General features: G+C 68.8%; 24 protein-coding genes. 5 read left to right on the plus strand and 19 right to left on the minus strand.

The genetic code is table 11. The features are described from left to right. Nucleotides 1-22: 22 nt before the first annotated feature. From smc to ACIUM1_RS06560, 3 genes are all read right to left on the minus strand, one after another. Nucleotides 23-3,673, minus strand: a complete 3,651-nt coding sequence (gene smc, locus ACIUM1_RS06550; protein ID WP_406816419.1) for a chromosome segregation protein SMC — start codon at nucleotides 3,671-3,673, stop codon at nucleotides 23-25. Between the two features lie 176 nt (nucleotides 3,674-3,849). Next, nucleotides 3,850-4,143 (minus strand): acylphosphatase, encoded by a 294-nt coding sequence (locus tag ACIUM1_RS06555; RefSeq protein ID WP_406816420.1) that lies wholly within the window; start codon nucleotides 4,141-4,143, stop codon nucleotides 3,850-3,852. Then, entirely contained in the window at nucleotides 4,130-4,555 is a 426-nt protein-coding gene (locus ACIUM1_RS06560; RefSeq protein ID WP_406816421.1) for an OsmC family protein, read from the minus strand. Before ACIUM1_RS06560 ends, ACIUM1_RS06555 begins: the two co-directional genes overlap by 14 nt. Before the next feature lie 52 nt (nucleotides 4,556-4,607). On the opposite strand from ACIUM1_RS06560, the gene ACIUM1_RS06565 reads away from it, so the two are divergent. Beyond that, nucleotides 4,608-5,384, plus strand: coding sequence for a PIG-L deacetylase family protein (locus ACIUM1_RS06565; RefSeq protein WP_406817560.1), 777 nt, complete (start codon nucleotides 4,608-4,610; stop codon nucleotides 5,382-5,384). Between the two features lie 27 nt (nucleotides 5,385-5,411). Further along, nucleotides 5,412-6,746, plus strand: a complete 1,335-nt coding sequence (locus ACIUM1_RS06570) for an IS30 family transposase (RefSeq protein ID WP_406816422.1) — start codon at nucleotides 5,412-5,414, stop codon at nucleotides 6,744-6,746. 55 nt (nucleotides 6,747-6,801) lie between these two features. Here ACIUM1_RS06570 and mutM read toward each other — a convergent pair whose 3' ends face one another. From mutM to sepIVA, 4 genes are all read right to left on the minus strand, one after another. After that, the gene (gene mutM / locus ACIUM1_RS06575) at nucleotides 6,802-7,671 is read right to left on the minus strand and encodes a DNA-formamidopyrimidine glycosylase (protein WP_406816423.1); all 870 of its coding nucleotides are present in this window, start codon (nucleotides 7,669-7,671) and stop codon (nucleotides 6,802-6,804) included. 15 nt (nucleotides 7,672-7,686) lie between these two features. Then, complete coding sequence (gene rnc, locus ACIUM1_RS06580) at nucleotides 7,687-8,400, minus strand: ribonuclease III (protein ID WP_406816424.1); 714 nt, start codon at nucleotides 8,398-8,400, stop codon at nucleotides 7,687-7,689. Next, the gene (locus ACIUM1_RS06585; protein ID WP_406816425.1) at nucleotides 8,397-8,987 is read right to left on the minus strand and encodes a YceD family protein; all 591 of its coding nucleotides are present in this window, start codon (nucleotides 8,985-8,987) and stop codon (nucleotides 8,397-8,399) included. Before ACIUM1_RS06585 ends, rnc begins: the two co-directional genes overlap by 4 nt. A gap of 72 nt (nucleotides 8,988-9,059) precedes the next feature. Beyond that, the gene (gene sepIVA / locus ACIUM1_RS06590) at nucleotides 9,060-9,797 is read right to left on the minus strand and encodes a cell division protein SepIVA (RefSeq protein ID WP_406816426.1); all 738 of its coding nucleotides are present in this window, start codon (nucleotides 9,795-9,797) and stop codon (nucleotides 9,060-9,062) included. A 413-nt stretch (nucleotides 9,798-10,210) separates the two neighbouring features. Here sepIVA and ACIUM1_RS06595 point away from each other — a divergent pair, with 413 nt between their 5' ends. After that, a complete protein-coding gene (locus tag ACIUM1_RS06595; protein WP_406816427.1) occupies nucleotides 10,211-11,410 on the plus strand; it encodes a permease in 1,200 nt (399 codons plus the stop codon). A gap of 6 nt (nucleotides 11,411-11,416) precedes the next feature. Here the strand turns inward: ACIUM1_RS06595 and ACIUM1_RS06600 are convergent, their stop codons facing one another. The 7 genes from ACIUM1_RS06600 to ACIUM1_RS06630 all read right to left on the minus strand — a co-directional run bounded on the left by ACIUM1_RS06600 (nucleotide 11,417) and on the right by ACIUM1_RS06630 (nucleotide 18,028). Continuing rightward, nucleotides 11,417-13,129 (minus strand): thiamine pyrophosphate-requiring protein, encoded by a 1,713-nt coding sequence (locus ACIUM1_RS06600; protein WP_406816428.1) that lies wholly within the window; start codon nucleotides 13,127-13,129, stop codon nucleotides 11,417-11,419. Between the two features lie 56 nt (nucleotides 13,130-13,185). Further along, entirely contained in the window at nucleotides 13,186-14,139 is a 954-nt protein-coding gene (locus tag ACIUM1_RS06605) for an amidohydrolase family protein (protein ID WP_406816429.1), read from the minus strand. Nucleotides 14,140-14,232: 93 nt separating this feature from the next. Then, nucleotides 14,233-14,715: a pantetheine-phosphate adenylyltransferase gene (gene coaD / locus ACIUM1_RS06610; protein WP_406816430.1), complete on the minus strand. Its 483-nt coding sequence runs from the start codon at nucleotides 14,713-14,715 to the stop codon at nucleotides 14,233-14,235. Between the two features lie 122 nt (nucleotides 14,716-14,837). Beyond that, nucleotides 14,838-15,392 carry a 16S rRNA (guanine(966)-N(2))-methyltransferase RsmD gene (gene rsmD / locus ACIUM1_RS06615; protein ID WP_406816431.1) on the minus strand — a complete coding sequence of 185 codons (555 nt, stop codon included), beginning with the start codon at nucleotides 15,390-15,392 and terminating at the stop codon, nucleotides 14,838-14,840. Between the two features lie 10 nt (nucleotides 15,393-15,402). Continuing rightward, the gene (locus ACIUM1_RS06620) at nucleotides 15,403-16,050 is read right to left on the minus strand and encodes a vitamin K epoxide reductase family protein (protein ID WP_406816432.1); all 648 of its coding nucleotides are present in this window, start codon (nucleotides 16,048-16,050) and stop codon (nucleotides 15,403-15,405) included. After that, a complete protein-coding gene (locus tag ACIUM1_RS06625) occupies nucleotides 16,047-16,814 on the minus strand; it encodes a DsbA family protein (RefSeq protein ID WP_406816433.1) in 768 nt (255 codons plus the stop codon). Before ACIUM1_RS06625 ends, ACIUM1_RS06620 begins: the two co-directional genes overlap by 4 nt. Nucleotides 16,815-16,915: 101 nt before the next feature. Further along, nucleotides 16,916-18,028 carry an alpha/beta hydrolase gene (locus ACIUM1_RS06630; protein WP_406816434.1) on the minus strand — a complete coding sequence of 371 codons (1,113 nt, stop codon included), beginning with the start codon at nucleotides 18,026-18,028 and terminating at the stop codon, nucleotides 16,916-16,918. Between the two features lie 390 nt (nucleotides 18,029-18,418). Between ACIUM1_RS06630 and ACIUM1_RS06635 the strand changes: the two genes are divergently transcribed. Beyond that, on the plus strand, nucleotides 18,419-19,264 hold the full coding sequence (locus ACIUM1_RS06635; RefSeq protein ID WP_406816435.1) for an aldo/keto reductase: 846 nt from the start codon (nucleotides 18,419-18,421) through the stop codon (nucleotides 19,262-19,264). 17 nt (nucleotides 19,265-19,281) lie between these two features. Here ACIUM1_RS06635 and ACIUM1_RS06640 read toward each other — a convergent pair whose 3' ends face one another. The 4 genes from ACIUM1_RS06640 to ACIUM1_RS06655 form a co-directional block, all read right to left on the minus strand. Further along, a complete protein-coding gene (locus ACIUM1_RS06640) occupies nucleotides 19,282-19,995 on the minus strand; it encodes an HNH endonuclease family protein (protein WP_406816436.1) in 714 nt (237 codons plus the stop codon). A gap of 46 nt (nucleotides 19,996-20,041) precedes the next feature. Next, nucleotides 20,042-22,261, minus strand: coding sequence for an ATP-dependent DNA helicase RecG (gene recG, locus ACIUM1_RS06645; protein WP_406816437.1), 2,220 nt, complete (start codon nucleotides 22,259-22,261; stop codon nucleotides 20,042-20,044). A gap of 2 nt (nucleotides 22,262-22,263) precedes the next feature. Continuing rightward, the gene (locus ACIUM1_RS06650) at nucleotides 22,264-23,958 is read right to left on the minus strand and encodes a DAK2 domain-containing protein (protein WP_406817561.1); all 1,695 of its coding nucleotides are present in this window, start codon (nucleotides 23,956-23,958) and stop codon (nucleotides 22,264-22,266) included. 177 nt (nucleotides 23,959-24,135) lie between these two features. After that, complete coding sequence (locus tag ACIUM1_RS06655) at nucleotides 24,136-24,867, minus strand: transglycosylase (RefSeq protein ID WP_406817562.1); 732 nt, start codon at nucleotides 24,865-24,867, stop codon at nucleotides 24,136-24,138. Between the two features lie 373 nt (nucleotides 24,868-25,240). On the opposite strand from ACIUM1_RS06655, the gene rpmB reads away from it, so the two are divergent. Then, complete coding sequence (gene rpmB / locus ACIUM1_RS06660; RefSeq protein ID WP_406816438.1) at nucleotides 25,241-25,435, plus strand: 50S ribosomal protein L28; 195 nt, start codon at nucleotides 25,241-25,243, stop codon at nucleotides 25,433-25,435. 63 nt (nucleotides 25,436-25,498) lie between these two features. Here the strand turns inward: rpmB and ACIUM1_RS06665 are convergent, their stop codons facing one another. Next, the gene (locus tag ACIUM1_RS06665; protein ID WP_406816439.1) at nucleotides 25,499-26,320 is read right to left on the minus strand and encodes a mycofactocin-coupled SDR family oxidoreductase; all 822 of its coding nucleotides are present in this window, start codon (nucleotides 26,318-26,320) and stop codon (nucleotides 25,499-25,501) included.

Here is a 26,320-nt window from a genome sequence, read left to right on the forward strand (position 1 = left end):
TACGCCGCCCTCGCGACCGGCGCTAGTCGACGGCGCCGGCCCGCCTCGCCCGGCTACGCCGCGCTCGCGACCGGCGCAAGGACGAGCTGGCGACGAGCTGGTCCACCTGCTGGCCACGCATCCGCTGGGAGATGACGGCGGTGATGCCGTCGCCCTGCATGGTCACGCCGTAGAGCGCGTCCGCGACCTCCATCGTCGGCTTCTGGTGGGTGATGATGATCAGCTGCGAGCGCGCCCGCAGCAGCTCGAACAGCGAGATCAGCCGGCGCAGGTTGGTGTCGTCGAGGGCGGCTTCGACCTCGTCCATGATGTAGAACGGCGACGGCCGGGCCCGGAAGATGGCCACCAGCATCGCCACCGCCGTCAGCGCCTTCTCGCCGCCGGACAGCAGCGACAGGCGGGTGACCTTCTTGCCCGGCGGGCGGGCCTCGACCTCGATGCCGGTGGTGAGCATGTCGTCGGGGTTGGTCAGCCGCAGCCGGCCCTCACCGCCGGGGAACAACACCGTGAAGACCTCGGTGAACTCGCGTTCGACGTCGGTGTAGGCCTCGCTGAACACCTGCAGGATGCGGGCGTCGACCTCGTCGACCACCCCGAGCAGGTCCTTGCGGGCGGCCTTGACGTCCTCGAGCTGGGTGGACAAAAAGTTGTAGCGCTCCTCGAGCGCGGCGAACTCCTCCAGCGCCAGCGGGTTAACCCTGCCCAGTTCGGCCAGCTCGCGCTCGGCGCGCTTGGCCCGCCGCTCCTGGGTGGGACGGTCATAGGGAATCGGCGCGGGCGCGAAGACCTGTTCGCCGCGCTCCTTGGCCTGCTCGTATTCGGCCATCTCCAGGTCAGACGGCGGCAGCTGATTGTCCGGGCCGTACTCGGCGATCAGGTCGGCCGGAGCCATGCCGAACTGCTCGAGCACCATCTGCTCGAGCTGCTCGATCCGCATCGCCGCCTGGGCGTTGGCCACCTCGTCGCGGTGCAGCGAGTCGGTCAGGGCGGCCACCCGGGCGCTCAGCGCGTTCACCTCGTCGCGCACCGCGGCCATCGCGGTCGCCCGCTGCTGGCGTTCGGCGGCCAGGGCGTCGCGGATCCTGGAGGCGGCGTCGACGACTGCGCTCAGCCGCTGTGCCAGCAGCCGCCCGGAGTCGGCAACCGCCGCCGCCACCGCGGCCGCCCGCAGCCGAGCCTCCCGGGCCTGCTGGGCCCGCAACCGGGCGTCGCGTTCAGCCGCGGCCGCCCGGCGCAACGAATCCGCCCGCCCGCGAACGGCATTCGCGCGCTCCTCGGCGGTCCGCACCGCCAGCCGGGCCTCCACCTCCACGCTGCGGGCGGTTTCGGTGGCGGCGGCGATCTGCTGACGGTTCACGGGTTCTTCCGTCGGCGTCTGCTGGGTCTCCTGGGCGTTGCGCAGCCGGGTCTCCAGTTCGGTGACTTCGGCGACGGTCTGGGTGCGTCCCGCTTCCAGCTCCTCGCGTTGCCGCAGCAGCCTGGTCCACTCGTCTTCGGACGTCCGGGCCTCCTGGCCGAGCCGGCCCAGCTGCTCGTACATCCCCGAGATCTCGCTGTCGGACTCATTGAGCGCGGCCAGCGCCTGCTCGGCCGAGTCCTGGCGGGCGGCCTGCTCGGCCAGCGCACCGGACAGCGCCGCGCTCAGCTGGGCCACCCGCTCCTCCGCGGCGGTCAGCTCGTCGCCGGCCTTGTCGATCTCCGAGGTCACCTCGAGCGTGGACAGCTTGCGGTCCGAGCCGCCGCTCACCCAGCCGGCGCCCACCAGGTCACCGTCGAGCGTGACGGCGCGCAGCTGGGGGTGCGCCGCCACCAGGCCGAGCGCCTGGTCCAGGTCGTCGACCACCGCGACGCCGGCGAGCATGGCCGTGATCGCACCGCGCAGCCGTGCGGGCGCCTCGATCAGGTCGAGCGCCCACAGCGCGCCCGCCGGGGCGGCCTGCGCAGTGTGCGGCCCGGCGGGCCAGTCGCCCAGTACCAGCGCGGCGCGGCCACCGTCGGCCTCCTTGAGCGCGGCGACGGCCGCGCGGGCCGCGCCGAAGCTTTCGGCGGCCAGCGCATCAGCCGCCGAACCGAGCACCGCGGCCAGCGCCGCCTCGTAGCCGGAGCGAACCTTGACCAGCTTGGCCATAGGACCCAAAATCCCTGGGCCACTATGGTTTTGGGAGAGCCACGCGGCGCCGTCCTTGCGCTCCAGCCCGATCGCGAGCGCGTCGATGCGGGCCCGCAGCGAGGCCACCTGGCGTTCGGCGTCCCGCTCGGCGGACTGCAGCTCGGCCACCCGCTCGTCGGCCAGCCGGAGCGCGGCGACGGTGCGCTCGTGGTGTTCGTCGAGACCGACCTCGCCCTGATCGAGTTCACCGACCCGGCCCTGGACCGTCTCGAATTCCACCTTGGCCTGCTGCGCGCGAGCGGCGGCCTGTTCGATGCGTTCGGACAGGCGCGCCACGCTGTCATCGATCGATTCGACGCGTGCCCGCATCGTCTCCACCTGACCGGCCAACCGCGCCAGGCCTTCCCGGCGGTCCGCCTCCGCGCGCACGGCCGCCATGTGGGCCCGGTCGGCCTCGGCGGCCTCGCGCTCGCGCTCGGCCAATTCGGCCCGGGCGCCATCCAGCCGGGTGCGCGCGCCGGCCAGTTCGGCGAGCAGCTGCCGCTCGGCGACCGCGACCTGCTCGGCCTCGGCTTCCAGCGCTTCGGGGTCGGTGTCGCTGGGGGCAACCGGCTCCACATCGAGGTGCTGCGCCCGCTCGCTGGCGATGCGCACGGTCGCGGCGACCCGTTCGGCCAGGGCGGACAGCGCGAACCAGGTGTGCTGCACCGACTCGGCCCGGCCGGAGAGCTCGGCGACCGCCGTTTCGTGGGCGGTCAACTCCTCGGACGCCACCGCCAGCCGCGAAGAGGCCTGCTCGTGGTCGCGGCGCATGGCGGCCTCGGCCTCGAAGATGGCCTCGCGCTCGCCGTGGCGGTTGACCAGGTCGTCGGCGGCCAGCCGCAGTCGGGCGTCGCGCAGATCGGCCTGGATGGTCTGGGCCCGACGGGCCACCTCGGCCTGCCGGCCCAGCGGTTTGAGCTGGCGGCGCAGTTCGGTGGTCAGGTCGGTGAGCCGGGCCAGGTTCGCCGACATCGCGTCGAGTTTGCGGAGGGCCTTCTCCTTGCGCTTGCGGTGCTTGAGCACGCCGGCGGCCTCTTCGATGAACGCGCGACGGTCCTCGGGCCGCGATTGCAGGATCTCGTCGAGCTTGCCCTGCCCGACGATGACGTGCATCTCCCGGCCGATCCCCGAGTCGCTCAGCAGCTCTTGAACGTCCATCAAACGGCAACCGCTGCCGTTGATTTCGTATTCGCTGGCGCCGTCGCGGAACATCCGCCGGGTGATGGACACCTCGGAGTACTCGATGGGCAGCGCGTTGTCGGAGTTGTCGATGGTGACCGTGACTTCGGCACGGCCCAGCGGGGCCCGCGACGAGGTCCCGGCAAAGATGACGTCTTCCATCTTTCCGCCGCGCAGCGTCTTTGCCCCCTGCTCCCCCATCACCCACGCCAGCGCGTCGACGACGTTGGATTTGCCCGAGCCGTTGGGCCCGACGACGGCGGTGATGCCAGGTTCGAAGCGCAGAGTCGTCGGCGAGGCGAAGGACTTGAAGCCCTTCAGCGTCAGACTCTTGAGGTACACGGCGAGCCAGACTACCGCTGAAATCGCCGCGGACGGCGGCACCGAGGGGTGTCGGTTCGGCCGAAATCCGACCGCGTTCGAAGCGGTAAGCGCACTGGTCACAATGGCCACATCAGCCACGCAGAGAAGATGGATGTGGCCCTGGGAAACGCGCTAGCCCGTTGCGCCCGCGCCGCTCAACGCTCGACGAAACCCTCGAACCGCTCCTGCGGCTCCGACCACTCGGCGACAACCTTGTCGACGTGCCCGGGCCGCGACGGCCACGCCGTGCCACCTTCCAACAGGTGCAGCAGTTTCTCGCAGGCCGGCCGTGGCCCCTGGGCGACCACCAGCACCCGGCCGTCGGGCTGGTTGGCCGCATAACCGGTGAGGCCCAGCTCCAGCGCCCGGCACCGCGTCCACCAGCGAAAACCCACGCCCTGGACCTGGCCGTAAACCCAGGCGGTGAGCCGGACCTCAGGCTCCGACATTGTTCGCCTCCGAGCTGACGGCGAAGTTCACGGTGGTACCCGACTTGAGCGTGCGCCCGACGGTGCAGACCTGGTCGACGGCCCGGTTGACCACCACCAGCAGCCGCTCCTTCTCGTCGTCGGCCAGGCCCGACAGGTCCAGCTCCAGAGTCTCCTCGAGCAGCGGATAGCGCTCCTGCTCGCGGTCGGCGGCGCCGGAGACCCTGATGACCGCCCGGTAGTCGTCGCCCAGCCGACGGGCCAGCGGCAGGTCGCTGGACATTCCACTGCACGCCGCGAGCGCGATCTTGAGCAGCTCACCGGGCGTGAACACGCCGTCGACGTCCTCGGAACCGACCAGCACCTGTGCGCCACGTGAGCTGCGCCCGGTGTAGCGGCGAGTCCCGGTGCGTTCCACCCATAGTTCGGCCATGGCTTATTTCTACCGGGCGCCCGAACTTTTCCCGCACGGCATACTGCATTACATGGCCACCGTGGTCGCATTCCACGCCCACCCGGACGACGAGGTCGTGCTCACCGGCGGCACCCTGGCGCGGGCGGCCGCGGCCGGGCACCGGGTGGTCGTGGTCACCGCAACCGACGGGCGCATCCACAACGAGGACGACAACTACCGACTCGACGAATTACGTTCGAGTGCGCAGATTCTCGGTGCACACCGGGTGGAGTGCCTCGGGTACGCCGACAGCGGCTACGGTCCGCTGTTCTATCCGGATCCGCCGGGCCGCACCCGATTCGGCCGGGCGGATCTCGACGAGGCGGCCGGCCGGCTGGCCCGCATCCTGCGCGACGAACACGCCGACCTGCTGCTCAGCTACCAGCCCAACGGCGGCTACGGCCATCGCGACCACGTCCAGGTGCACCACGTCGGCAAGCGGGCCGCCGAACTCGCCGGCACTCCGCGGGTACTCGAGGTGACGATGCCGCGCGAAATGCTGCTCCGCGTCAGCGATGTCGCGCACCTGTTGCGGCTGCCGGGACCGTACGAGCGCGACATCGTCCGCGGCGCGTACGCGCCGCGCGCGACAATCACCCATCGGGTCAACGTCTTTCGCTTCGCCCGGCAGAAGCGAGACGCATTCGCCGCGCACCGCTCGCAGATCGGCGTTTCGGGCCTGGCCGCGCGGGTGTTCGGGGTACTGCTGCGGTTGCCGCCCCAGGTGTTCGGTGCGCTGTTCAGCCACGAGTGGTTCGTCGACCCGGCGCTGCCGACGGGGACGCTGCGGCGCGACATCTTCGATTGAGTCGACGACGCTCATCGCCACTCGCGAATGTGCATTCTGGGCGGCGCGTCCCGCGGCGGTTTCCAGGGATCGATGCAACACATCGTCTGTGTGAGGAGTGTTGTGGGATCTCGTTTGTATCCGCCGTCGACGGTTTCTGCGTTTTGGGATCAGGTTCGCGCTGGTGTCAGTGTTGCTGAAGCCGCTGCGGTCGTGGGCGTGTCGGAGCACGCCGGGTGTTGTTGGGTCGCTCAACGTGGAGGTGTGAAGCCACGATTGAGCAAACGAGTCACTGCGGGGCCCAGGCCACGGCTAACCCAGCGTGAGCGAGTGGAGATCCAGGTCGGCGTGGGCCGCAACGAGTCGTTGCGTTCGATCGGCCGGCGGTTGGGTCGGGCGGCGTCGACGATCAAGCGGGAGCTGGACCGTACCGTGCGCAACCGCTATGACGGTCGCAAGTCGGGGTATCGGCGCAAGCAGCGCTTCGGGGCCCGCCAAAGCGGCACCACGGCCACGGTGCACTACGACGCGCTGGCCGCTGAGCGGTTGGCCGGGCAGCGGGCGCGTCGGCCCAAACCCGGCAAGCTCGGTACAGATGTCCGGTTGCGCCGGGAGGTGCAGACTCGATTGCGGTTGCGCCACAGCCCGCAGCAGATCGCGCGGCGGTTGCGGTGTGACTTTCCCGACGATCCGGAGATGTGGGTGTCACACGAGGCGATCTATCAGGCGATCTACGTACAGGGGCGGGGTGCGCTGCGCCGCGAGTTACACCAGTGCCTGCGCACCAAACGCGCACTGCGCCGCCCCCAGCATCAGCCCGGCACTCGCCGTGGCCGCATCCCAGGCATGGTCAACATCAGCCAGCGCCCACCCGAGGTCGCCGACCGCGCCGTGCCCGGGCACTGGGAAGGCGACTTGATCCTGGGCAGCACCGAATCCGGCTCGGCGATCGGCACTCTCGTGGAACGTTCCACCCGGTTTGTGATGCTGCTGTATCTGCCCGACAACCACGGCGCCCTGGCCGTGCAGAACGCCATAGTCGAAAAGATGACGGAACTGCCCGAGCACCTGCGCCGCTCGTTGACCTGGGATCAGGGCAGCGAAATGGCCAACCACATCGCCATCGCCAAAGCCACCGACATCGACATCTACTTCTGCGACCCGCACTCTCCCTGGCAACGCGGCAGCAACGAAAACACTAACGGCCTGCTGCGCCAGTACTTCCCCAAAGGCACCGACCTGTCCCTGCACGGCCCGGGCATCCTCGACAACGTCGCCGCCGAACTCAACGGCCGACCCCGCCAAACATTGGACTGGAAAACACCAGCCGAAGCACTCAACGAACTACTGTCAAAAAATCCACCTGTTGCAACGACCGCTTGAAGTCGCCCGCCCGTGTCGCCACCGCGGACGCACACTGAAAGCCGTGCATGCACACTCAACCCCGCGGCCGCGGTTGACATTTCGGGCAGTAGAACGAAGACCGGTTCATGAACTTCTCCCGGCGCATCACCGCTCCGCAGCGGCGGCAGGCTTTGCCCTCGCGGCCGTAGGCGTCCAGCGATCGGTCGAAGTAGCCGGATTCGCCGTTGACATTGACATAGAGCGAATCGAACGAGGTCCCGCCTTCGGCCAGCGCGTCGCGCATCACCTCGGCGGCCGCGTCCAGCACGGCGGTCAACTGTTTGCGGCTCAGCGTGTCGGCGATCCGGGCGCCGTTCAGCTTCGCCCGCCACAGCGCCTCGTCGGCGTAGATGTTGCCGATGCCGGACACCACCTGCTGGTCGAGAAGCTGCCGCTTGATTTCGGAATGCTTGCGACGCAAGACTTTTACCACCGCCTCCGCATCAAACCGGGGGTCCAGCGGGTCTCGCGCCAGATGCGCGACGGGCTGCGGCAGCACGCTGCCGTCCACCTCGACCAGATCGGCGAGCATCCACCCGCCGAAGGTGCGCTGGTCGGCGAAGCTCAGCACCGTCCCGTCGTCGAGCAGCGCGGAGATCCGGACGTGCTCGGCGCGCGGCACCGCACCCAGCAGCATCTGCCCGCTCATGCCGAGGTGGACCACCAGCGCCGTATCCGATTGCTGCCCAACATGTTCGGTGTCGAGCAGCAGCCACAGGTACTTGCCGCGCCGATCGGTGCCGGTGATGCGCGCATTCAGCAGCCGGGCGGTGAGGTCCGCGGGTCCCGCTTCGTGCCGCCGCACCGCGCGCGGGTGATGCACCCGGACGGCCGTGATCGTCTTGCCGACAACGTGGGCGTGCAGGCCGCGGCGCACCACCTCGACTTCGGGCAGTTCGGGCATCTATACCGACACCATCTAGTTGGACGTCGTCCCCGCGGTATCCAGCACCTCGAGCGTCTTCCACGTCGCCGCAGCGGCCTTCTGCTCGGCCTCCTTCTTGGAGCGGCCGACACCCGTGCCGTATTCGGTTTCCGCCACGACGACGACCGCGGTGAATTCCTTGTCGTGGTCGGGACCGGTGGAGGTGACGACGTAGGACGGCGCGCCCATGCCGCGGGCCGCGGTCAGTTCCTGCAGGCTGGTTTTCCAGTCCAGCCCGGCCCCCAGCGTGGGCGCGGCATCCAGCAGCGGGCCGAACAACCGCAGAATCACCTCACGCGCAACGTCGATGCCGCGATCGAGGTAGATCGCGCCCAGCAGCGATTCCATGCCGTCGGCCAGGATGCTCGATTTGTCGGCGCCGCCGGTGTTCGCTTCGCCGCGCCCCAGCAGCAGATGGACGCCCAGGCCCCCGTCGCACAGCTTGCGCGCGACGTCGGCCAGCGCCTGGGTGTTGACCACGCTGGCCCGCAGTTTGGCCAGGTCGCCCTCGGTGCGGTCGGGATGGCGGTGGTACAGCTCGTCGGTGATGGTCAGGCCAAGCACCGCGTCGCCCAGAAATTCCAGGCGTTCGTTGGTCGGCAGGCCGCCGTGTTCGTAGGCGTAGCTGCGGTGCGTCAGGGCCAGGGACAGCAGTTCCTCGGGCAGCTCAACCCCGAGGGCGTCGAGCAGCGCCTGCCGTGAGCTCACCGCTCGCCCCGCGACTCGTCCGCCTCGGCGGGGAACATGCCCGCCAGCTTGGCCCACCGCGGATCGATGCGATCGTGCTGATGGCCGGGCTCGGCGGCCAGCGAAACACCGCATTCGGGGCACAGCCCCGGGCAGTCCGGGGTGCAGACCGGCGAGAACGGAAGTTCCAGCCCCACCGCGTCGACGATGGACTGCTCGAGGTCGATGGTGTCGTCGACGATGTGGCCCACCTCGTCTTCCTCGGTGGTCGCCTCGGTCGTGCTGTCCGGATAGGCGAACAGCTCGGTGAGGTGCACCTGCACCTGTCCGTCGAGCTTGGTCAGGCAGCGGGAACATTCGCCGGCGGTGGGCGCGGTGACCGTCCCGGTCACCAGGACGCCCTCGGACACCGATTGAATCTGTAGGTCCAGCTCCAGCGGGGCGTCCGCCTCGATCGCGATCATGTCCAGCCCGATGCGCGACGGGCTGGGCACCGTTTTCCGCAGGGTCACCATGGCCCCGGGCCGGCGTCCGAGCCGGGTGATGTCGAACACCATCGGTGCGGCCAGGCGCGACCGGGTCGATGGTGTGGTGTGCTGCCGCGTCATATCGGAAATCCTACGGCGCCGACCGCACAATTCCAGGGCGCGCCCGCCCGGCTGACGGCCGCGACGGGCTGGTTAGCGCACCGCGTAGTCGTGGGTTCCGGCCGCCGTCCGCAGTTGGTGGCGACCGCGCCCCACCGACCGCAGGGTGCCGTTGAGGAACTCCTCGAACTCGGCCAGCTTGTTGTCGACGTAGATGTCGCACTCGCCGCGCAGCCGGTCGGCCTCGGCGTGCGCCGAGTCGATGAGCCGGGTGGCCTCGGCGTTTGCCGCCTCCACCACGCTGTTCTGCGAGACCAGGCGCTGCTGCTCCTTGATGCCCTCCTGGACGGCCTTCTCGTAGGAGATGTTGCCGTTCTCCAGCAGCCGGTCGGCCTCGGCCTGGGCGCGGCTGACACTGGCCTCGTACTCGCGCTTGGCCGCGGTGGCGATGCGCATCGACTCTTCGCGGGCCTCGCCGACCATCCGCTCGCTGTGCTGGCGCGCTTCGCTGACCATCCGGTCGGCCTGCGCCTTGGCGTCGGACAGCAGCCGGTCGGCCTCCGCGCGTGCGTGGTTGAGCATCGACTCCGACTCGGTGGTCGCCGAGGACACCATCGACTCGGAGTGCGTCTTGGCGTCCTGCAGCATGGAGTCGCGCGCATCCAGGACGTCCTGGGCGTCGTCCAATTCGCCCGGGATCGCATCCTTGATGTCGTCGATCAGCTCCAGCACGTCGCCGCGAGGCACCACGCAGCCGGCCGTCATTGGAACGCCACGGGCTTCTTCCACGATGGCGCTGAGTTCGTCCAGCGCCTCAAAGACTCGATACACGGCCATACCCTCCTGGCGTCTGCAAAGATCCTGTTGTTACTAGTGTGCCTGGTGATGTCCCTGTGACTGCGGTGGCGACGCCGGTGTGTCGGGTATTTGCCCGTCCGGGGTGCCTCAAACGCCCCGGCGCGGCGTAGCCGGCCTGGCGGTTGGCGGTGAGTGTCATCAGGAAGCGCCCGTTCACGCTGTTGGACGCGGCCGCGACGGCCGCGTGAGGTGGTTCGTCCATATTCTTCGCCGGGGCCCCGTCGAAGCGGATGGGCGCAGGCGCCCCGGGTTTGCGTCGAAGTCCCGGGGACCGGCTATTTGCCAGCGATTCTAGGTGGCGGACGGCCGGGGCACTATCCGCACCGGCGGCCCGCCCGTCCCCTATACCCCCGAGGGGTATACTCACCGGCGGGCGCACGCCGCGCTTGCAACGACTGGTTTACCGCAGGGAGGACACGGTGCCGGTGCTATCAGCGGTCGGACACGCCTTGACGCTCGCCGGGTCGATGACGTGGGAAATCCTGTGGGCGCTGATCCTGGGCTTCGCGCTCTCGGCGGTGGTGCAGGCCGTCGTGCGGCGTTCGACGATCGTGGCGCTGATGGGTGACGACCGCCCGCGCACCCTGGCGGTCGCGGCCGGGCTGGGAGCGGCGTCCTCGTCGTGCTCGTATGCCGCGGTGGCGTTGGCACGATCGCTGTTTCGCAAGGGCGCGAACTTCACCGCCGCGATGGCGTTCGAAATCGGATCCACCAACCTGGTGGTGGAGTTGGGCATCATCCTGGCGCTGCTGATGGGCTGGCAATTCACCGCCGCCGAATTCGTCGGCGGCCCACTCATGATCGTGGTGCTGGCCGTCTTGTTCCGGCTGTTCGTGCGGCCGCGGCTGGTCGACGCCGCCCGTGAGCAGGCCGAGCGGGGAATCGCCGGATCGATGGAAGGCCATGCCGCCATGGACATGTCGATCCAGGGCGACGGCCCGTTCTGGCGACGGCTGACCTCCCCCGCAGGCTTCACCTCGGTCTCGCACGTGTTCGTGATGGAGTGGCTGGCGATCCTGCGCGACCTCGTCCTGGGCTTGCTGATCGCGGGTGCCGTCGCGGCCTGGGTGCCCGAAAGGTTCTGGCAGACATTCTTTTTGGCCGATCACCCGGGCCTCTCGGCGCTATGGGGACCGATCGTGGGGCCCATCGTGGCGATGGTGTCCTTCGTGTGCTCCATCGGCAATGTCCCGCTGGCCGCGGTGTTGTGGAACGGGGGCATCAGCTTCGGCGGCGTCATCGCGTTCATCTACGCCGACCTGTTGATCCTTCCGATCCTGAATATCTACCGCAAGTACTACGGCATCCGGATGATGCTGACCCTGCTGGGCACCTTCTACGCCGCGATGGTCGCCGCCGGATATCTGGTCGAATTGATCTTCGGCACAACACATCTCATTCCAGAGCAGCGCAACGCGACGGTGACAGAAGCGTCGATCTCCTGGAACTACACCACCTGGCTCAACATCGCGTTCTTGGTACTCGCCGCCATCCTGGTCGCCCGCTTCATCATTTCCGGGGGCCTGCCGATGGTGCGCATGATGGGCGGCTCCCCTACCGCCGGCGAATCCGAGCATCATCACTGACCGGCCTCAGGGTTGCGGCAACGGGACGTCCAGCACCACACAGCGCCCTTGGTCGGCCTCGCCGAGCGCCCAACTGACGGCTTCACTCATCTCCGCCGCCGTGTGCACGCTGCGTCCGCTACCGCCGCAGGCCGCGGCGAGCGCGGCGTAGTCGGTGTCCGGGGTGAGCCGGGTTTCGGGGAAGTCGTTCTCCCGCACCGAAACTCCGTGCGGGTACAGCCCCATCACCGGCAGCTTGGAGGCCAGATACGACTGGTTGTTCAAGACCACCGTCACGAAGGGCGCACCATGACGGTGTGCGGACCACAACGCCGCGGTGGGCACACCGAAGTTGAACGAACCGTCACCGCATATGGCGACGACGGGCGCCTCCGGACGGGCGAGTTTAACCCCGAAGGCGCCGCCCAGCGCCCAGCCCAAAGCCGGTGCGCCCGTGTCGAACAGCTGCCCGGGCGCTCGCCGCACCTGCCGCGCCACGGCGGGCCGGTTGGTCACGGCCTCCTGGACCACCACCGCGTCGTCGGGTAGCGCCCGGCCCAGCGCGGCCAGCATCGCATCGGCGGCATCCGCCGGTGCGTCGGAGGTGGCCCGGCGGATCGCTTCCCGGTGGCCCTGCGCGGTCTCGGCCTCGGCCGCCTGCCGTCGTGCGGCCCACTTCGCCCGCAGCTCGTCGGTGGCCAGCCGCAACAGGGTCTGCTCGAGCAGCACCAGCGCCACGCGGGTGTCGGCGGTCAACGCGATTTCGACGGGATAGGACCACAGCGGCATGCTCGGTTTGACCGGGTCCTCGTCGATCTGCACCACTCGGGCGTCCGCGGGCGGGGCCAGCTGAGAGGGAACCCAGGGCACCTCGGAGTCCAGCAGCAGCACGGTGTCGGCGCTTTCCAGCGGTGCGGCGTCGCCCACCACGTGCAGCGGATGCCCCAGCGGCATGTTGGCGCGGTCACCCTGATCGATCACCGGCGCGCCGAGCAGCTCGGCGATGCGGGCCAGCACGGTCGCGGTTCCCGGGTCGGCCGCGGTGGTCCTGGACGTGACGATGACAACCCGCTTGCCCGCCACCAGGATTCCCGCCAAGCGTCCCAACGCGCTCGGATCGGGGCCGGGTGGGACGGCCGGTGGCAGCCTGCGCGGCAACGCACCGACGCCGGGCTCCATCAGCGCTTCGCGCGGCAGCATGACGTAGGCGGGGCCGGACGGGCAGGATTGGGCGACCTGGAACGCCCGGCGGACGATCGGGGCCAGCTCGCGTCCGCGGGGCACCTCCATGTGCCACTTGGCGTAGTTGCGCACCACGGCCGGCTGGTCGAGTTGCTCCTGCTGCCAATGGATGTAGGTATCCCGATGGCCGCGCACCTGCGGCGCCGAACTGTAGGGAGTGCGCCCGGCGAACATCACCACCGGTGTTCCGTTGCGCTGCGCGTTGTGCAGCTGACAGCCCAGGTTCAGTGTTCCGGCGTCGACGTGCACCATGACCGCCTGCGGGCGGCCGCTGGCCATGTGGTGGCCGATGGCCGCCGCCAGGGCGATGCTCTCGTGTACGCACAGCACCGCCCGCGGGCTGGGCGTGCCGGCCGCGCGCGCCGCGGCCAGCGCCTCCTGGATCGGCGCGGAATCGGTGCCGGGGTTGATGAAGAAGTGCGCGACTCCCTCGTCGGCGAGCAGCGCGACCAGATCGGCCGCGGCCTCTGGTACGTCGAACAGATTCTCTACAGTCATGGCTGCCGTTCTCCTATCGACGTCGGCGACCTCGCGTACCTACCCCTTCCTCCGGATCAGATCTTCAAGATACGTTCTGCATTGCCGTGCGCGATCTTTTCTCGATCACTTGGGCTCAGCGTGGCGCGCTCGAATCCCTCTACTGCCTCCTGCGAGGACTCATAGGGGTAATCGACGGAGAACATGATGGCGTCGGCACCCACTTCCAAGACGGCGCCGAGCAAGGCCGCAGGAGAGAAGACCCCGCTGGCGGTGAACACGATATTGCTGCCCAGGTACGCCGACGGTGGGCGCTGCAGCCGGTAGTCGGGATTGACGGTGGCGTAGCGCGAGTCCAGGCGGCTGCGCTGGTAGGGCAGAAATTCCCCCATGTGCCCCAAGATGAGTGTCGCCGCGGGATGCCGGTCGAAGATGCCGCTGCACAGGATTCGCAAGGCATGCCCGGACACTTCGGCGGCCCAGCTCCACATTGAGCCGTAGAGCTCGGAATGACCGCTCAGCACGTGCCAGTGATCGGCCGGAGGCGCACCGGGGTGCAGATACAGCGGCACGCCAAGGGATTCGAGCGCCTCCCACACCGGCTCGTAGAGCGGCTCGTCGAGGTAATGGCCGCCGAGGTGGTCATTGACCAGCGCACCGCAGAACCCCAGCTCGCGCACGCAGCGCTCCAGTTCGGCGACCGCCGCCCCGGGATCCTGCAGCGGCAGCGCGGCGAAACCGCGGAACCGGCTCGGGTGATCGGCCACCACCTGCGCCAGGTAGTCGTTGGCGCGTCGGGCATTCTGCTTGGCGGTGTCGGCGTCGATGTCGGTTTGCAGACCCGGAACGGTCAGGGACAACACCTGAATGTCGATGCCGGCCGCGTCCATCTCCGGCAGCCGATATTGGGTGAAGTCGGGAAGCTTGCGCAACCAGTCCTCAGCGTAAGGCGTTGCTCGCGAAGACAATTGGGGCATCGGATCGGCAATACCGGGGAGGGAGAAGGCTTCCTCGAGGGCAATGTATTTCACCGGCCGTCTCCCTTCCACCGATACACGACGGAGTCATCGGGTACCCACTGTGCGGCCAGGTACTCCGAGTAGCCTCCGGCGTCAGCGGGGAACTCAGGACGGGCCGGAAAGCCTTTCGCGCAGCCGACGATTGACCGGCTCGGGCAGTAGTTCCGACACGTCACCGCCGAGCATCGCGACCTCTTTGGCCAGCGATGACGACACGAACGAATAGCGCGGGGCGGTCGCGACGAAAAAGGTGTCCACGCCGGCGACGTGCTTGTTCATCTGCGCCATCTGCAGCTCGTATTCGAAATCCGTGCCGGTGCGTAACCCCTTGACGATGGCGGTCATCCCGCGCGACCGGACGAAGTCGACCACCAGACCCTGCCCGGCTTCCACCCGCAGGTTCGGCAGGTGGGTCGTCGATTCGTTGATCATCGCGATGCGCTCGTCGAGATCGAACATGCCCTTTTTGGCGGGGTTGGTCAGGATCGCCACCACCACCTCGTCGAACTGAGCCGACGCCCGCTCGAAGACGTCGATGTGGCCCAACGTCACCGGGTCGAACGAACCGGGGCACACCGCGCCGGTCACGCGGGCGCTCCGACGCCAACCGGTGCTCTCCATTCCGCGGCGGTCATGACGCGCGCCGTGACGATGCAAAGCGAAGCGATGCGGAGGAGCGGCGCCATGACGAACGACGGTACACGCCCACGTCACTGACGCTCGGCCAGCTCCAGACGGGTGTCGCCGTAAACCCGTTGCGGCCACACGGACCAACCGGCCGGCCAATTCAGCGGCGCGCCGCCGGTCGCCCGCTCCACCACCGCGACGCTGCCCCGGTGCACCCAGCCGTTAGCGGCCAACGCCGCCAGCACGGCCTCGACCTCGGCGGCGTCGACATCGTAGGGCGGGTCGGCCAGCACCAGATCGAACGCGGTGGCGGTCCCGGCCGCCAGCACCGTCGCCACCGCTCCGCGGCGCAGCGTCGCGCCGGGCAGCCCCAGGGCTTCAATGTTGCGCGCGATGACCGATCCGGTGCGCGGGTCCGCCTCCACGAAGAGCGCGGCGACGGCGCCGCGGGAGAGCGCCTCCAAACCCAATGCGCCCGAACCGGCATAGAGATCCAGCACCCTGAGCCCGGTCAACTCCAGGCGCGCGGTCAGGATGTTGAAGAGCGACTCGCGGACCCGGTCGGTGGTGGGCCGGGTGCCTCGCGGCGGGACCGCGATGCGACGGCCTCCGGCCGCGCCGCCAATGATCCGGGTCACCTGCAGATACCTACAGCAGCGTCGACCAGTAGTCCCAGAACCGCGCCATGATCAGCAGGAACACCGCGGTGAACCAGAGTGTGGCGATCGACCACCGCCATTGGAAAAGCACCCACGCCGGGCCGGTGTGCCGGTCGTGCAGCGCCGGGCGAACAGCGATCGAGGAAACCACCACCAGCAGCGACATGGTGACCACCCACACCACCATGCAATACGGGCACAACGCCCCGATGCGATAGAGGCTTTCGAAGATCAGCCAGTGCACGAACACCGCACCGGCGACCAGCCCGACCGTCAGACCCAGCCAATACCATTGGGGCAGAGCCACTTTCGCACATGCCAGCAGGCCGGTGACAACCACCACGGTGAAGGCCACCAGCCCCAGCAGCGGGTTGGGGAAGCCCAGCAGCGACGCCTGCGGCGTGACCATCACCGAACCGCAGGACAGGATCGGGTTGATGTTGCAGGACGGCACATACGCCGGGTTGAGCAGGATGTCGATCTTTTCCACCGTCAGCGTCATCGACGCACCCAAGCCGATCAGACCGGCGATCAATATCCACCAGGCGCTGAGCGCCGGCACCGGCGCCGCCGACGCCGAATCCGGTGTCAGGTCGCCGGTGAGATCGGCAGCTTCTGTCGACACCGCACCCGTCACATAGCGGCCGGCGCGACGGCACCGTCGATGCCCGGAATGTTGCCCACGATCCCTTTGATCTTGTTGACCAGCGCGTCGGGGGTAGACGGGTCGTAGTCGTCACCGTTGATCTTGATGGTCGGTGTGGCGTTGATATGCGCGGCCGCCGCTTCGCCGGTGACCTTGGACAGGTACTTGCCGCTGTTGATGCAGTCCGGCACCTTGCCCGCCGCACCGGCCTCGCGGGCCAGCTCGATCAGCCGGGCGTTGTCCGGGAAAGTCTTGCCGGTCTCGCTCGGCTGAATGTCGGTGCTGAACAGCGCGGAGTGGAAGCGGCGGAACGCGTCCAGGGACTCGTCGGCGACGCATAAGGCCGCGGCACCCGCGCGCGACGAATAGTTCTGGTTCCGCGAGCTGTCCAGGATCGACACCATCGAGTAGTCGGCCGCGATGGCGCCCAGATCGATGAGCCGGGACACCGTCGGGCCGAAGGTGCGCTCGAAGTTACCGCAGGCCGGGCACAGGAAATCCTCGTAGAACGTCACCACGGCCTTGGGATTGTTGCTGCCCGGCTGGGTGACCAGCTTGCTTGACGTCACCCGTACGGTATCGCCGGCGCCGGTGGGACCGGTCTTGTTGTGGTGCGACGTCACGATGTAGAAGACGAGGGCGACCGCGAAGATCACCACGAAAGCGGTGCCGCCGATCTGGACGAGCCGGCTCGACTTACCGCCGGAGGCCGACTTCATGTCGAATCGCGGGGGACGTTTGGGTTTGTCGGCCACAGGTTCCCTGATCTTTCGGTACGAGTTGTCGGTCTGCCCGGTTGCGGACAAAGCGATCGGACAAAGCGCCTCTAGATTACCGGCGTCGGCGGCTCAGGGAATCAGACCCGGCTCAGGTGTGCGCGCAGGGCGGAAATCAGTTCACTGGTCGCCACCATGCTGTCACCGCCCAGCTGGAACAGGTTGGCGAAACCATGGGTCAACGAACCCAGGTACCGCAGATCCACCGCGACCCCGGCGGCCCGCAATGCCTCGGCGTAGCTCTCGCCCTCGTCTCGCAGCGGGTCGAAGCCGGCGACGGCGATCAGCGCGGGCGCCAGTCCGGTCAGCGATTCGGCCAGCGCTGGCGATACCCGCGGATCGGTGCGGTCGAGATCCGAATGTCGCAGATACTGCGATTGGAACCAGTCGATGTCCCGCTTGGTCAGCAGGAAGCCGCGGGAGAAGAGGGTCAGCGACCGGGTCTGCGCGGTGAAATCGGTGCGCGGATAGATCAGCCATTGCAGCACCGGCGCCGGGGCGCCCTCGTCGCGCGCTATCTGGCTGACGACGGCGGCGAGGTTGCCGCCGGCACTGTCGCCGCCGACCGCCACCCGTCCGGGCGCCGCGCCCAGCTCGCCGGCGTGCTGGTAGGCCCAGGTGAAGGCCGCGTAGGCATCCTCGATCGCGGCCGGCGCCGGGTGCTCGGGGGCCAGCCGGTAGTCGATCGACAGCACGTGGATACCGGCGTCACGGCAGGTCAGCCGGCACAGGGCGTCGTGGGTGTCCAGATCTCCGATCGACCAGCCACCGCCGTGGTAGAAGACCAGCAGCGGTGCCGCCTCGCCGCCGGCCGGGCGGTAGTGCCGGGCCGGGATGTCGCCGGCCGGGCCCGGCAGCGACAGCTCGTCCACGTCGACGTGGATCTGCGGACCGGGGAACCCGACGGTCGACTCGCGCATCTGAGCGCGCGACGCCTGCGGGTCGTCGTCGACGACCAGCCCGTCGATGCCGACGGCGCGCAGTCCGGACAGCATCAGTTGCAACGTCGGATCCAGCGTGTTGCCGTCGATGATGACCGAGCGGCCGCGGACCAGCCCTCGTCTGATGGCGGTCGGGATCCACGGGATGACCTTGGCCCCGGCGCTGGTGACGGCGCCCTGGATGCGACTGGCCAGCGACACCGAGGCGCGGTCGGCTTCCAGTTCCGGTGCGCCTGACAGTGGCCTGGTCATGGGCAACCCCCTTAAACAACACGTGCTGACGCTGGCCGGCAAACGGTGATTCGGTCCCCGCCGCCTCGGAGCGTTGCCTGCCCCTGCGGCCACCGAACACCTGGCAGTGCGGCGTGACCCACGCTACTGCAGCCGTACCGGCGTGCCCTGCACGTGGTATCCAAACTGTGCGATATCGATCGTCGGAGTGACCGCACCCGGGCGAACCAAAGGCCCGCGCGCTTAGTTGCGCTTACCGGCTCGGTAATATCGTGGTCCCCAGGTTGGTGAGCCTTCATCGTGGCGAGCGACTTCGACGTGTTCGATTCGAACTCAGCGCCTCGAATTCGATGACGGGATCCGGCTCGGTGCACAATCTCGAACCTTCAATTTCACAGGCAGGTGAATGAATTGGCTGGCGAGTCGGGCTCCGCCGTACCTTCCATTGCTCTCAACGACGAAAACACGATCCCGGCCCTCGGCCTGGGCGTCGCGGAACTGTCGGATGAGGAGACCGAGCGCGCGGTGTCGGCGGCGCTCGAAGTCGGCTGCCGGCTGATCGACACCGCGGCGGCCTACGGCAATGAGGCCGCCGTCGGTCGCGCCATCGCCGCCTCCGGGATTCCCCGCGCCGAGCTGTTCGTCACCACCAAGCTGGCCACTTCCGACCAGGGTTTCAAGGGGGCGATGGAGGCGTGCAACGCCAGCCTGGAGCGCCTCGGCCTGGATTACGTCGACCTGTACCTGATCCACTGGCCGGCCCCGGCCCTGGGGACCTATGTGAACTCGTTCGGCGGCATGATCCAGTCCCGCGCGGAGGGTCAGGCCCGCTCCATCGGCGTTTCCAACTTCACCGATGAGCACCTGACGACGGTCATCGATCTCACGTTCGTCACCCCGGCGATCAACCAGATCGAGCTGCACCCGCTGCTCAACCAGGAAGCGCTGCGCAAGACCAACGCCGAGCACAACGTGCTCACCCAGTCCTACACGCCGCTGGCGCTGGGCAAGCTGAACGACAACCCGACGGTGAATTCGGTCGCCGCCGAATACGGCAAGACCGCCTCGCAGGTGTTGCTGCGGTGGAACCTGCAGCTGGGCAACGCGGTCGTCTTCCGGTCGGCCAACGCCGAGCACATCTCGTCGGACTTGGACGTGTTCGACTTTGTGCTGGCCGACGAGCACATGGATGCGATCAACGCGCTCAACGACGGCACCCGGCTGCGCCCGGACCCGGAGACCTACACGGGCTCATAGCCGCGGGTTGCCGACCACTACCCAGTCGGGCAGGTCGTCGCGGCCTGACGCAGCACGCCGGTCGAGGCCTGGTCGACCGGCAGCGAGTAACCGCGCAGCACCGCGATGAACTGCATGGCGTACTGGCAGGCGAACGCCGCGTTCGGTGGCATCCATTGCGCCGGCGGCGAATCGCCCTTGTCCTGATTGGCCTGCCCGTCGACGGCCAGGAGGTTGGCCGGATCGTTGGCGAACCGCCGCCGTTCGGGGGCGGGCCAGCCGTAGGCGCCCATGTCCCAGGCGTAGGCGAGCGGAACGATGTGATCGATCTGAACCGATTCGCCGACCTTGGGGCCGCGCTGGAAGGCGATGGTCTTGTTGGTGTACGGGTCGTGCAGCGTGCCGGTGGCCACGGCGTCCGGGCACCGCTTGATCGACACGTAGGTCTTGTCGACCAGATCGCGGTTGAGGATGTCATCGCGGGTGTCACATCCGTTGTGCCCCATCGGGGCGTCGTTGTCGTCGTCCCAGGCGTCACCGAAGGCCGACCGCAGGTAGTCGTAGCGGTGCTGACGCAGGGGTATGACGGCGACGCCCGCGAGCACGTCGGTGCCGGGCTGCACCGTCGGAACGTCGGCGCGCGCGGCGTATTCGGCCGAATGCCTGGCGGTCGTGGAGCCCACCGTCTGGTAGGCCACCAGCAGGGTGAGCGCCGCCGCGGCGGCCAGCCACAGCAGCACCTTGCGGTTCACCCGCGCCGCTCCTTCTCGTCGCTGAGGTCTGCAGCGTCGCCGGCGGTCATGACTTGTCCAGGTATTCGATGCGGTCGGTGTCGGTGAATCGTGCGGCGAGCACGGCCAGCCCGGGATTGGAGCGGTCGTCGGCGTAGGCCCGCTCGCAGAAGTCCCGGGCCGCCTCGATGAACTCCTGATGGTCCGCCAGGGACAACAGCCGCAGCGTGATCGCCCTGCCGGACTGGTTGCGGCCCAACACATCTCCCTCCTTGCGCTCCTTGAGGTCGAGGTCGGCCAGGGCGAAGCCGTCCAGCGTCCCGGCCACCGCGCTCAGCCGCCGGCCGGCCGGCGATCCCGGCGCGGACCAGCTCGCGAACAGGCACAGGCTCGGATGCTTGCCGCGACCGATCCGGCCGCGCAGCTGGTGCAACTGACTGATCCCGAATCGGTCGGCGTCCATCACCAGCATGACGGTGGCGTTGGGGACGTCGACGCCCACCTCGATGACGGTGGTGCACACCAGCACATCGATGTCGCCGGCCCGAAAGGCCGCCATCGCGGCGTCCTTCTCCTCGGCCGACAATCGCCCGTGCATCAGGCCCAGCCGCAGGTTCGCCAGCTCGCCGGAGCGCAGCCGGGCGTACAGCCCCTCGGCGGTTTCGGGGGCCTTGGCGTTCTGCTCCTGATCCCCGGGGTCGTCGTTCTCGTCGATGCGCGGCGCCACCACGTACGCCTGGCGTCCGGCTGCGACCTCTTCGGTGATGCGCTGCCAGGCCCGGCCCAGCCATGCGGGCTTGTCCTTGACGAAGATGACGTTGCTGGTGATCGGTTGGCGGCCGCGCGGAAGTTCGCGCAGCGTCGAGGTTTCCAGGTCCCCGTACACGGTGAGCGCGACGGTGCGCGGTATCGGCGTCGCCGTCATCACCAGCAGATGCGGTGTCACCCCGGGACGGGCCTTGGCCCGCAACTGATCTCGCTGCTCGACACCGAAGCGGTGCTGTTCGTCGACCACCACCATGCCCAGGTTGTCGAATTCCACCGCGTCCTGTAGCAGGGCGTGCGTGCCGACGACGATGCCGACCTCGCCGCCGGCGATCTCCGCGCGGACCTGTTTCTTCTGCGCGGCGGTCATCGAACCGGTCAGCAGCGCCAGCCGGGTGCCGTTGTCGGCACCACCGAGCTGGCCCGCCATCGCCAGGGGGCCGAGCACGTCGCGAATCGATCGGAGGTGTTGCGCCGCAAGCACTTCCGTCGGAGCCAACAGCGCGCACTGATATCCGGCGTCGACCATCTGCAGCATCGCCAGCACCGAGACGATCGTCTTACCCGAGCCGACCTCGCCCTGCAGCAGGCGATTCAGCGGGCGGGTCGCCGCGAGCCCGTCGGACAGCACCCCGAGCACTTCCCGCTGCCCGGCGGTCAACTCGAAGGGCAAGCGCCCCAACAGTTCTGCGGCCAGACCGTCGGCACGGGGCGGCGCGGGCGGCCCCGACTCGGACAGTTCACCGTGGCGGCGGGCCACCAGCGCCCACTGCAGGCCGACGGCCTCGTCGAAGGTCAGCCGCTCCCGGGCGCGCTGCCGTCGCGGCTCGCTTTCGGCGAGATGGATGTCGCGCAACGCCGCGTCCTCGGCGACCAGGCCGAGTCTGTCGCGCAGCTCCTCGGGCAGGGGATCCGGCACCGGGTCGAGCACGTCGAGCACCTGGCGCACACACGAAAAGATGTCCCAGCTCTGTATTTTCGTGCTGGCCGGATAGATCGGGAAGAAATGGCGTTCGTAGGCGTCCAGCACTTCTTCGCCGCTGGTGGCGCCCGAGGCGTTGGCGATGTTCTTCAGAGATCGGGTGCCGCGGTTGCGTCCATCCGGGGAGTCGAGGATGAGGAATGCCGGATGCGTCAGCTGCATCACGTTGTTGAAAAATCCGACCTCGCCCGAAAGCATCACCTTGGTGCCCGTGGTCAGGTCCTTCTTCAGGTAATTCGCGTTGAAGAACGTCGCAGTCACCTTGCTCCGCCCGGCGCCGAGGGTGATGCGGTGGCACAACTTCTTCGGGGTCTTCTTCATCGGGAAGGTCTTGGTTTCGGCGATGGTGTCGATGATGGTGATGTGCTCGCCGGTTTCGGGTCGCCTGCCGTCGGCTTCCCACCGCGTCGCGCCCTCGGTGTAGCTGCGCGGATAGTGGCGGAGCAGGTCGTCGACGGTCCGGATGCCGAACACCTCGTCGAGCGGGTCGGCGGCCTTGGCGCCCACGACGAAGTCCAGCCGGTCGCTCAGCGACACCATTGCTACTCGACCCCGATCAGCAGCGCGTCGCCGTGGTGGCCGGTGCGGTAAGTGACCAGTTCGGTCCCGGGGTGGTGATCGTGCATGTGCTCTTCCAGGATGTCGACGACGGCGCCCGCGTCGCCGTCGGTGTCGATGGCCGCGCCGATCAGCACCGTCACCAGGTCGCCGCCGGACGCCAGCAGCAGATCGAGCAGACCGATCGCCGCCCCGACGGCGTCGGCGGCCACGATCAGCACCTCGTCGCCCGCGATGCCCAAACCGTCGCCCGGGCGGCAGCGACCCGCCCAGGTCAACGCGCTTTCGGTGGCGATGCGCACCGAGCCGTGCCGCGCCGCGCCGGCGGCGCGGGCCATCGTGTAGCCGTCGTCCACCGCCTGCCGGTCGGTTTCGTGCACGGCCAGCGCGGCCAGCCCCTGCACCATCGACCCGGTCGGGATCGGCACCACGTCGATCCCCCAGCCGATGGCCGCGGTGCATCCGGCCACCAGCTCCTCGGCCGCGACATAGCCGTTGGGCAGCACCATCACCTGGGCGGCGCCGGTGTCGACGACGGCCCGCATCAGCTGGTGCGCGCTGATGTTGGTGGCGGGATCCGGGTCGCGCTGCAGCACGCAGGCACCCTCGCCGGCGAACAGGTCGGCCGCGCCGTCGCCGTCGACCACCGCCAGTACCGCGCGTTCCCGCGTCCAGCCCCCGGCGGGCAGCCCGGGGGTGCCGGAGCTCAACACCGAGATGACGATCCGGCTGAGCCGCCCGGCCGCCAGCCCCGCCTCCACCGCCGCGCCGGCGTCATCGGTGTGCACGTGAACGGAATAGGTGCGCTGCTCCGACGACGGCGCCGACGCGATGCCCACCGAGTCACCCAGCTCGGCCAGGCGGTCACGCAGCGTGTCCGCCGCCGCGGACTCGCAGTCGTCCAGCCGGTACATCACCTCGAATTGGGGTGCCGGGCGCGGCGCGGACGCCTCGCCCTGCAGCGCTCGCGGCGACAGCTCGTATACCGTGCGGGCCGGCGCCTGCCCGGTGATGGTGGACCGCAACGCGTCCAGCAGGACCAGCAGACCGCGGCCGCCGGCGTCCACGGCACCGGCGTCGGCGAGCACGTCGAGTTGTTCGGGCGTCTTCTCCAGCGCGACCACCGCCGCGTCACCGGCGGCGATGACTGCCGGCACCAGCCCGTCCCCGGCCTCGGCGCACTGCGCCACCGCGTTCGCCGCCGCACGCAGGACCGAGACGATGGTCCCGGGGATCTCTTCACCGCCCATCGAGCTGATCACCAGCTCCACGCCGCGCTGCAGCGCGGCACCGAGGACGGCGACATCGATGTGAAGCAGCTCGCCACCGGCGTCGGCCGCTGCGGCCGCGGTGACGTCGGCGACGCCCCGCAGGATCTGCGACAGAATCACCCCGGAGTTGCCGCGGGCGCCGTTCAGGGCGCCGGCGGACAGCGCCGCCGCGGTCCGGGCGGCGCAGGTTGAGCCACGCTCGGCGCCGGCGCCCACCTTCGCCTCGGCCAGGGCGGACCGCATGGTGAACAGCATGTTCGCACCGGTGTCGGAGTCGGCGACGGGGAAGACGTTGAGCCGGTTGATCTCGTCGATGTGCGTGATCAGGTCGCTGACGGCGGTGTGCGCCCAGTCGCGCAGGGTGATCGCGTCCAAGAGACGATCCTGCGACGTATCAGCAGTGCCCAGGGTGACCCACCTCCTCCGCACCAATTCCGGGGTGGGCGCCAGCGTAGCCGTGCGATGGAGTCGCCGCGTTCAGTTGCTCGGCGCCGTTGCGAAAGCCTGAGCGGCGAGCATCAGATCCATCTGATCGAGGTGGTCCTCGACGCCATTCACCGTCGCAAGGATAAACCGCGGGAGCGCTTAATAGCCCTGCCGGATACCGGGATTGGCCTGTCCCACCAGCATGCGCTGATTGCTGCCGTCCCGGTTCACCCCGTAGCGGCTCATCTGATAGTTGATCGACGCACACGCGGCAGCCACCGGATCCCATGCCGAGTTCGACGTTCCGGGCTGGTGAAAAGCCGCGAAGGTATCCGGCATCATCTGCCACGGGCCGCGGGTCGCGTGCAGCGGGCCACCGTCGGGCTGGGTCGGCCCGTAGGCGTTGCTGTCCGACAGGTTGATGGCATTCGAGTGGAACTGAGCCTCGTGATCGGCGATGGTCATCATTCCCTCGATCCAGTGGTCGCGGGCCGGCGCCTCGGTTATGCCTATCCGCGTCAGCGCCTCTTCCAGGTAGCCGCGGACAGCCTCCGGTCCGTCCGGCCACGCGCCCCGACCGTCGAATGCCACCTGCTGCAGGCCTATCCCACGTGGGGCGGCGGCAACCTCGTGCACCACCGCACGACGACCATCGGGCTGCCACCAAGACGCTGCGGCACCGGCTCGGCCGGTCCACGACGCTTTCGGGCCCGGCCCGAAGGCGCTGGCGGTGCTGTTACCCGAGGTGCCGAGCGCCGTCACCACCAGATATGCCGCCGCGACGCGGCGCAACCGCGATGCCAACCGTCGTACGCCCGCCGGCCAGCCGCGTCGGTTTTCGACGCAGGCGGAACCAGCGGGGTTTTCGGCGCGCGCAACCAACCCGCGCACTCCCCTCAAAAGCCTGCCGATAATGCTTCCCAGCCTCATCCGCAGCTCCGCGGGGGCCGGCACCACCGGGAAGAAGAACTTCAGCCACGGCCGGCGCGCCGTCCACGCCTGACACGGGACCACACCGACCATCGGCGGCGCCGCCAGCCTACCGACGATGCGCCCGAGCAGGCCGAACTGTGATCGACTGCATGTTTAGAGTTGCGAAGGTACTGGCGCACAGTCGACCGCGGCGCGGCTTGGATGTACGCCGACGGTCAGCCGGTGACCGTTTTGGTGGTTGCCACGGCAGTCGGTATCCTGATTGGGCCCGGGCGAACCCGGGCTGTCCCGGCCGTATCGCCGGACCCCCGAGATTTGAGGAGCTTGAACAATGGCCGCTGTGTGCGACATCTGCGGGAAAGGCCCCGGCTTCGGCAAGTCGGTGTCGCACTCCCACCGCCGCACCAGCCGCCGGTGGAACCCCAACGTCCAGACCGTGCACGTCGTCGCCCGTCCGGGCGCCAACAAGCAGCGGCTGAACGTGTGCACGTCCTGCATCAAGGCGGGCAAGGTCGTCCGCGGCTAGCGGCGATCGCGAGCGCGGCGTAGCCGGGCGAAGCGGCTCGCCGCCATCGGGACTAGCCATCGTTCACATCACGACGTGGCCGGCGTCCACCGGTATCGCCGCCCCGGTGATGTAGCGCGACCGCGGACCGGCAAGCCAGAGCACCGCTTCGGTGACGTCTTGCGCCTCGACCAGCGGCACATCGGGTAGCAGCGTCTGCGACAGGGCCGGGTTGGGATTCTCCAGCATCCGGTTCACCACGAAATCGTTCAGGATCATCGGCGTCGCGACACCGCTCGGGTGGATCGAATTGACCCGAATCTTGTGCGGCGCATAGGCATTCGCCGCCGAGCGCATCAGTCCCACCACCCCGTGTTTGGACGCGGCGTAGGCGAACATCGCCGCGCTGCCGTCGCCGCCGCGACCGGTCAGGCCCTGCGACGAGCTGACCAGCACCACCGAGCCGCCCCGGCCCTTGCGCACGATCGAGGGGACCGTCGCCAGCAGCGTGTGCCATACGCCCTTGAGGTTGGTGTCGACGATTGTGTTGAACACCGGTTCGGACTCGGGTTCGGTGACCCCGATCGCCACCACCCCGGCATTGGCGACGACGACGTCGACATCGCCGAGTTCGTCGACGCCGGCCGTCACCCCGGCCTGCAGCGCCTTGAGGTCGCGGACATCCGCGGCCACCGGCACCGCTTTGCGGCCGGCAGCCCGGACCAGCTGCACGGTCTCGGCGAGCTCGGATTCGGTGCCCAGCGCGTAGGGGATCGCCTCCAGATCGGCGCAGATGTCGACGGCGATGATGTCGGCGCCCTGCTCGGCCAGCGCGACGGCGTGGCTGCGGCCCTGTCCGCGCGCGGCGCCGGTGATGACGGCAACCGTGTTGTCCAATTCACCCAT

It is taken from the genome of Mycobacterium sp. M23085 (assembly GCF_045343915.1).
Lineage (GTDB): Bacteria > Actinomycetota > Actinomycetes > Mycobacteriales > Mycobacteriaceae > Mycobacterium.

What these genes read in the sequence shown, in the direction of transcription:
- ACIUM1_RS06555 (WP_406816420.1), bottom strand. Translation starts at nt 4,143, where the DNA reads ATGTCGGAGCCTGAGGTCCGGCTCACCGCCTGGGTTTACGGCCAGGTC.
- ACIUM1_RS06560 (WP_406816421.1), bottom strand. Translation starts at nt 4,555, where the DNA reads ATGGCCGAACTATGGGTGGAACGCACCGGGACTCGCCGCTACACCGGG.
- ACIUM1_RS06565 (WP_406817560.1), top strand. Translation starts at nt 4,608, where the DNA reads ATGGCCACCGTGGTCGCATTCCACGCCCACCCGGACGACGAGGTCGTG.
- ACIUM1_RS06570 (WP_406816422.1), top strand. Translation starts at nt 5,412, where the DNA reads ATGTGCATTCTGGGCGGCGCGTCCCGCGGCGGTTTCCAGGGATCGATG.
- mutM (WP_406816423.1), bottom strand. Translation starts at nt 7,671, where the DNA reads ATGCCCGAACTGCCCGAAGTCGAGGTGGTGCGCCGCGGCCTGCACGCC.
- ACIUM1_RS06585 (WP_406816425.1), bottom strand. Translation starts at nt 8,987, where the DNA reads ATGACGCGGCAGCACACCACACCATCGACCCGGTCGCGCCTGGCCGCA.
- ACIUM1_RS06600 (WP_406816428.1), bottom strand. Translation starts at nt 13,129, where the DNA reads ATGACTGTAGAGAATCTGTTCGACGTACCAGAGGCCGCGGCCGATCTG.
- ACIUM1_RS06630 (WP_406816434.1), bottom strand. Translation starts at nt 18,028, where the DNA reads ATGACCAGGCCACTGTCAGGCGCACCGGAACTGGAAGCCGACCGCGCC.
- recG (WP_406816437.1), bottom strand. Translation starts at nt 22,261, where the DNA reads ATGGTGTCGCTGAGCGACCGGCTGGACTTCGTCGTGGGCGCCAAGGCC.
- rpmB (WP_406816438.1), top strand. Translation starts at nt 25,241, where the DNA reads ATGGCCGCTGTGTGCGACATCTGCGGGAAAGGCCCCGGCTTCGGCAAG.
- ACIUM1_RS06665 (WP_406816439.1), bottom strand. Translation starts at nt 26,320, where the DNA reads ATGGGTGAATTGGACAACACGGTTGCCGTCATCACCGGCGCCGCGCGC.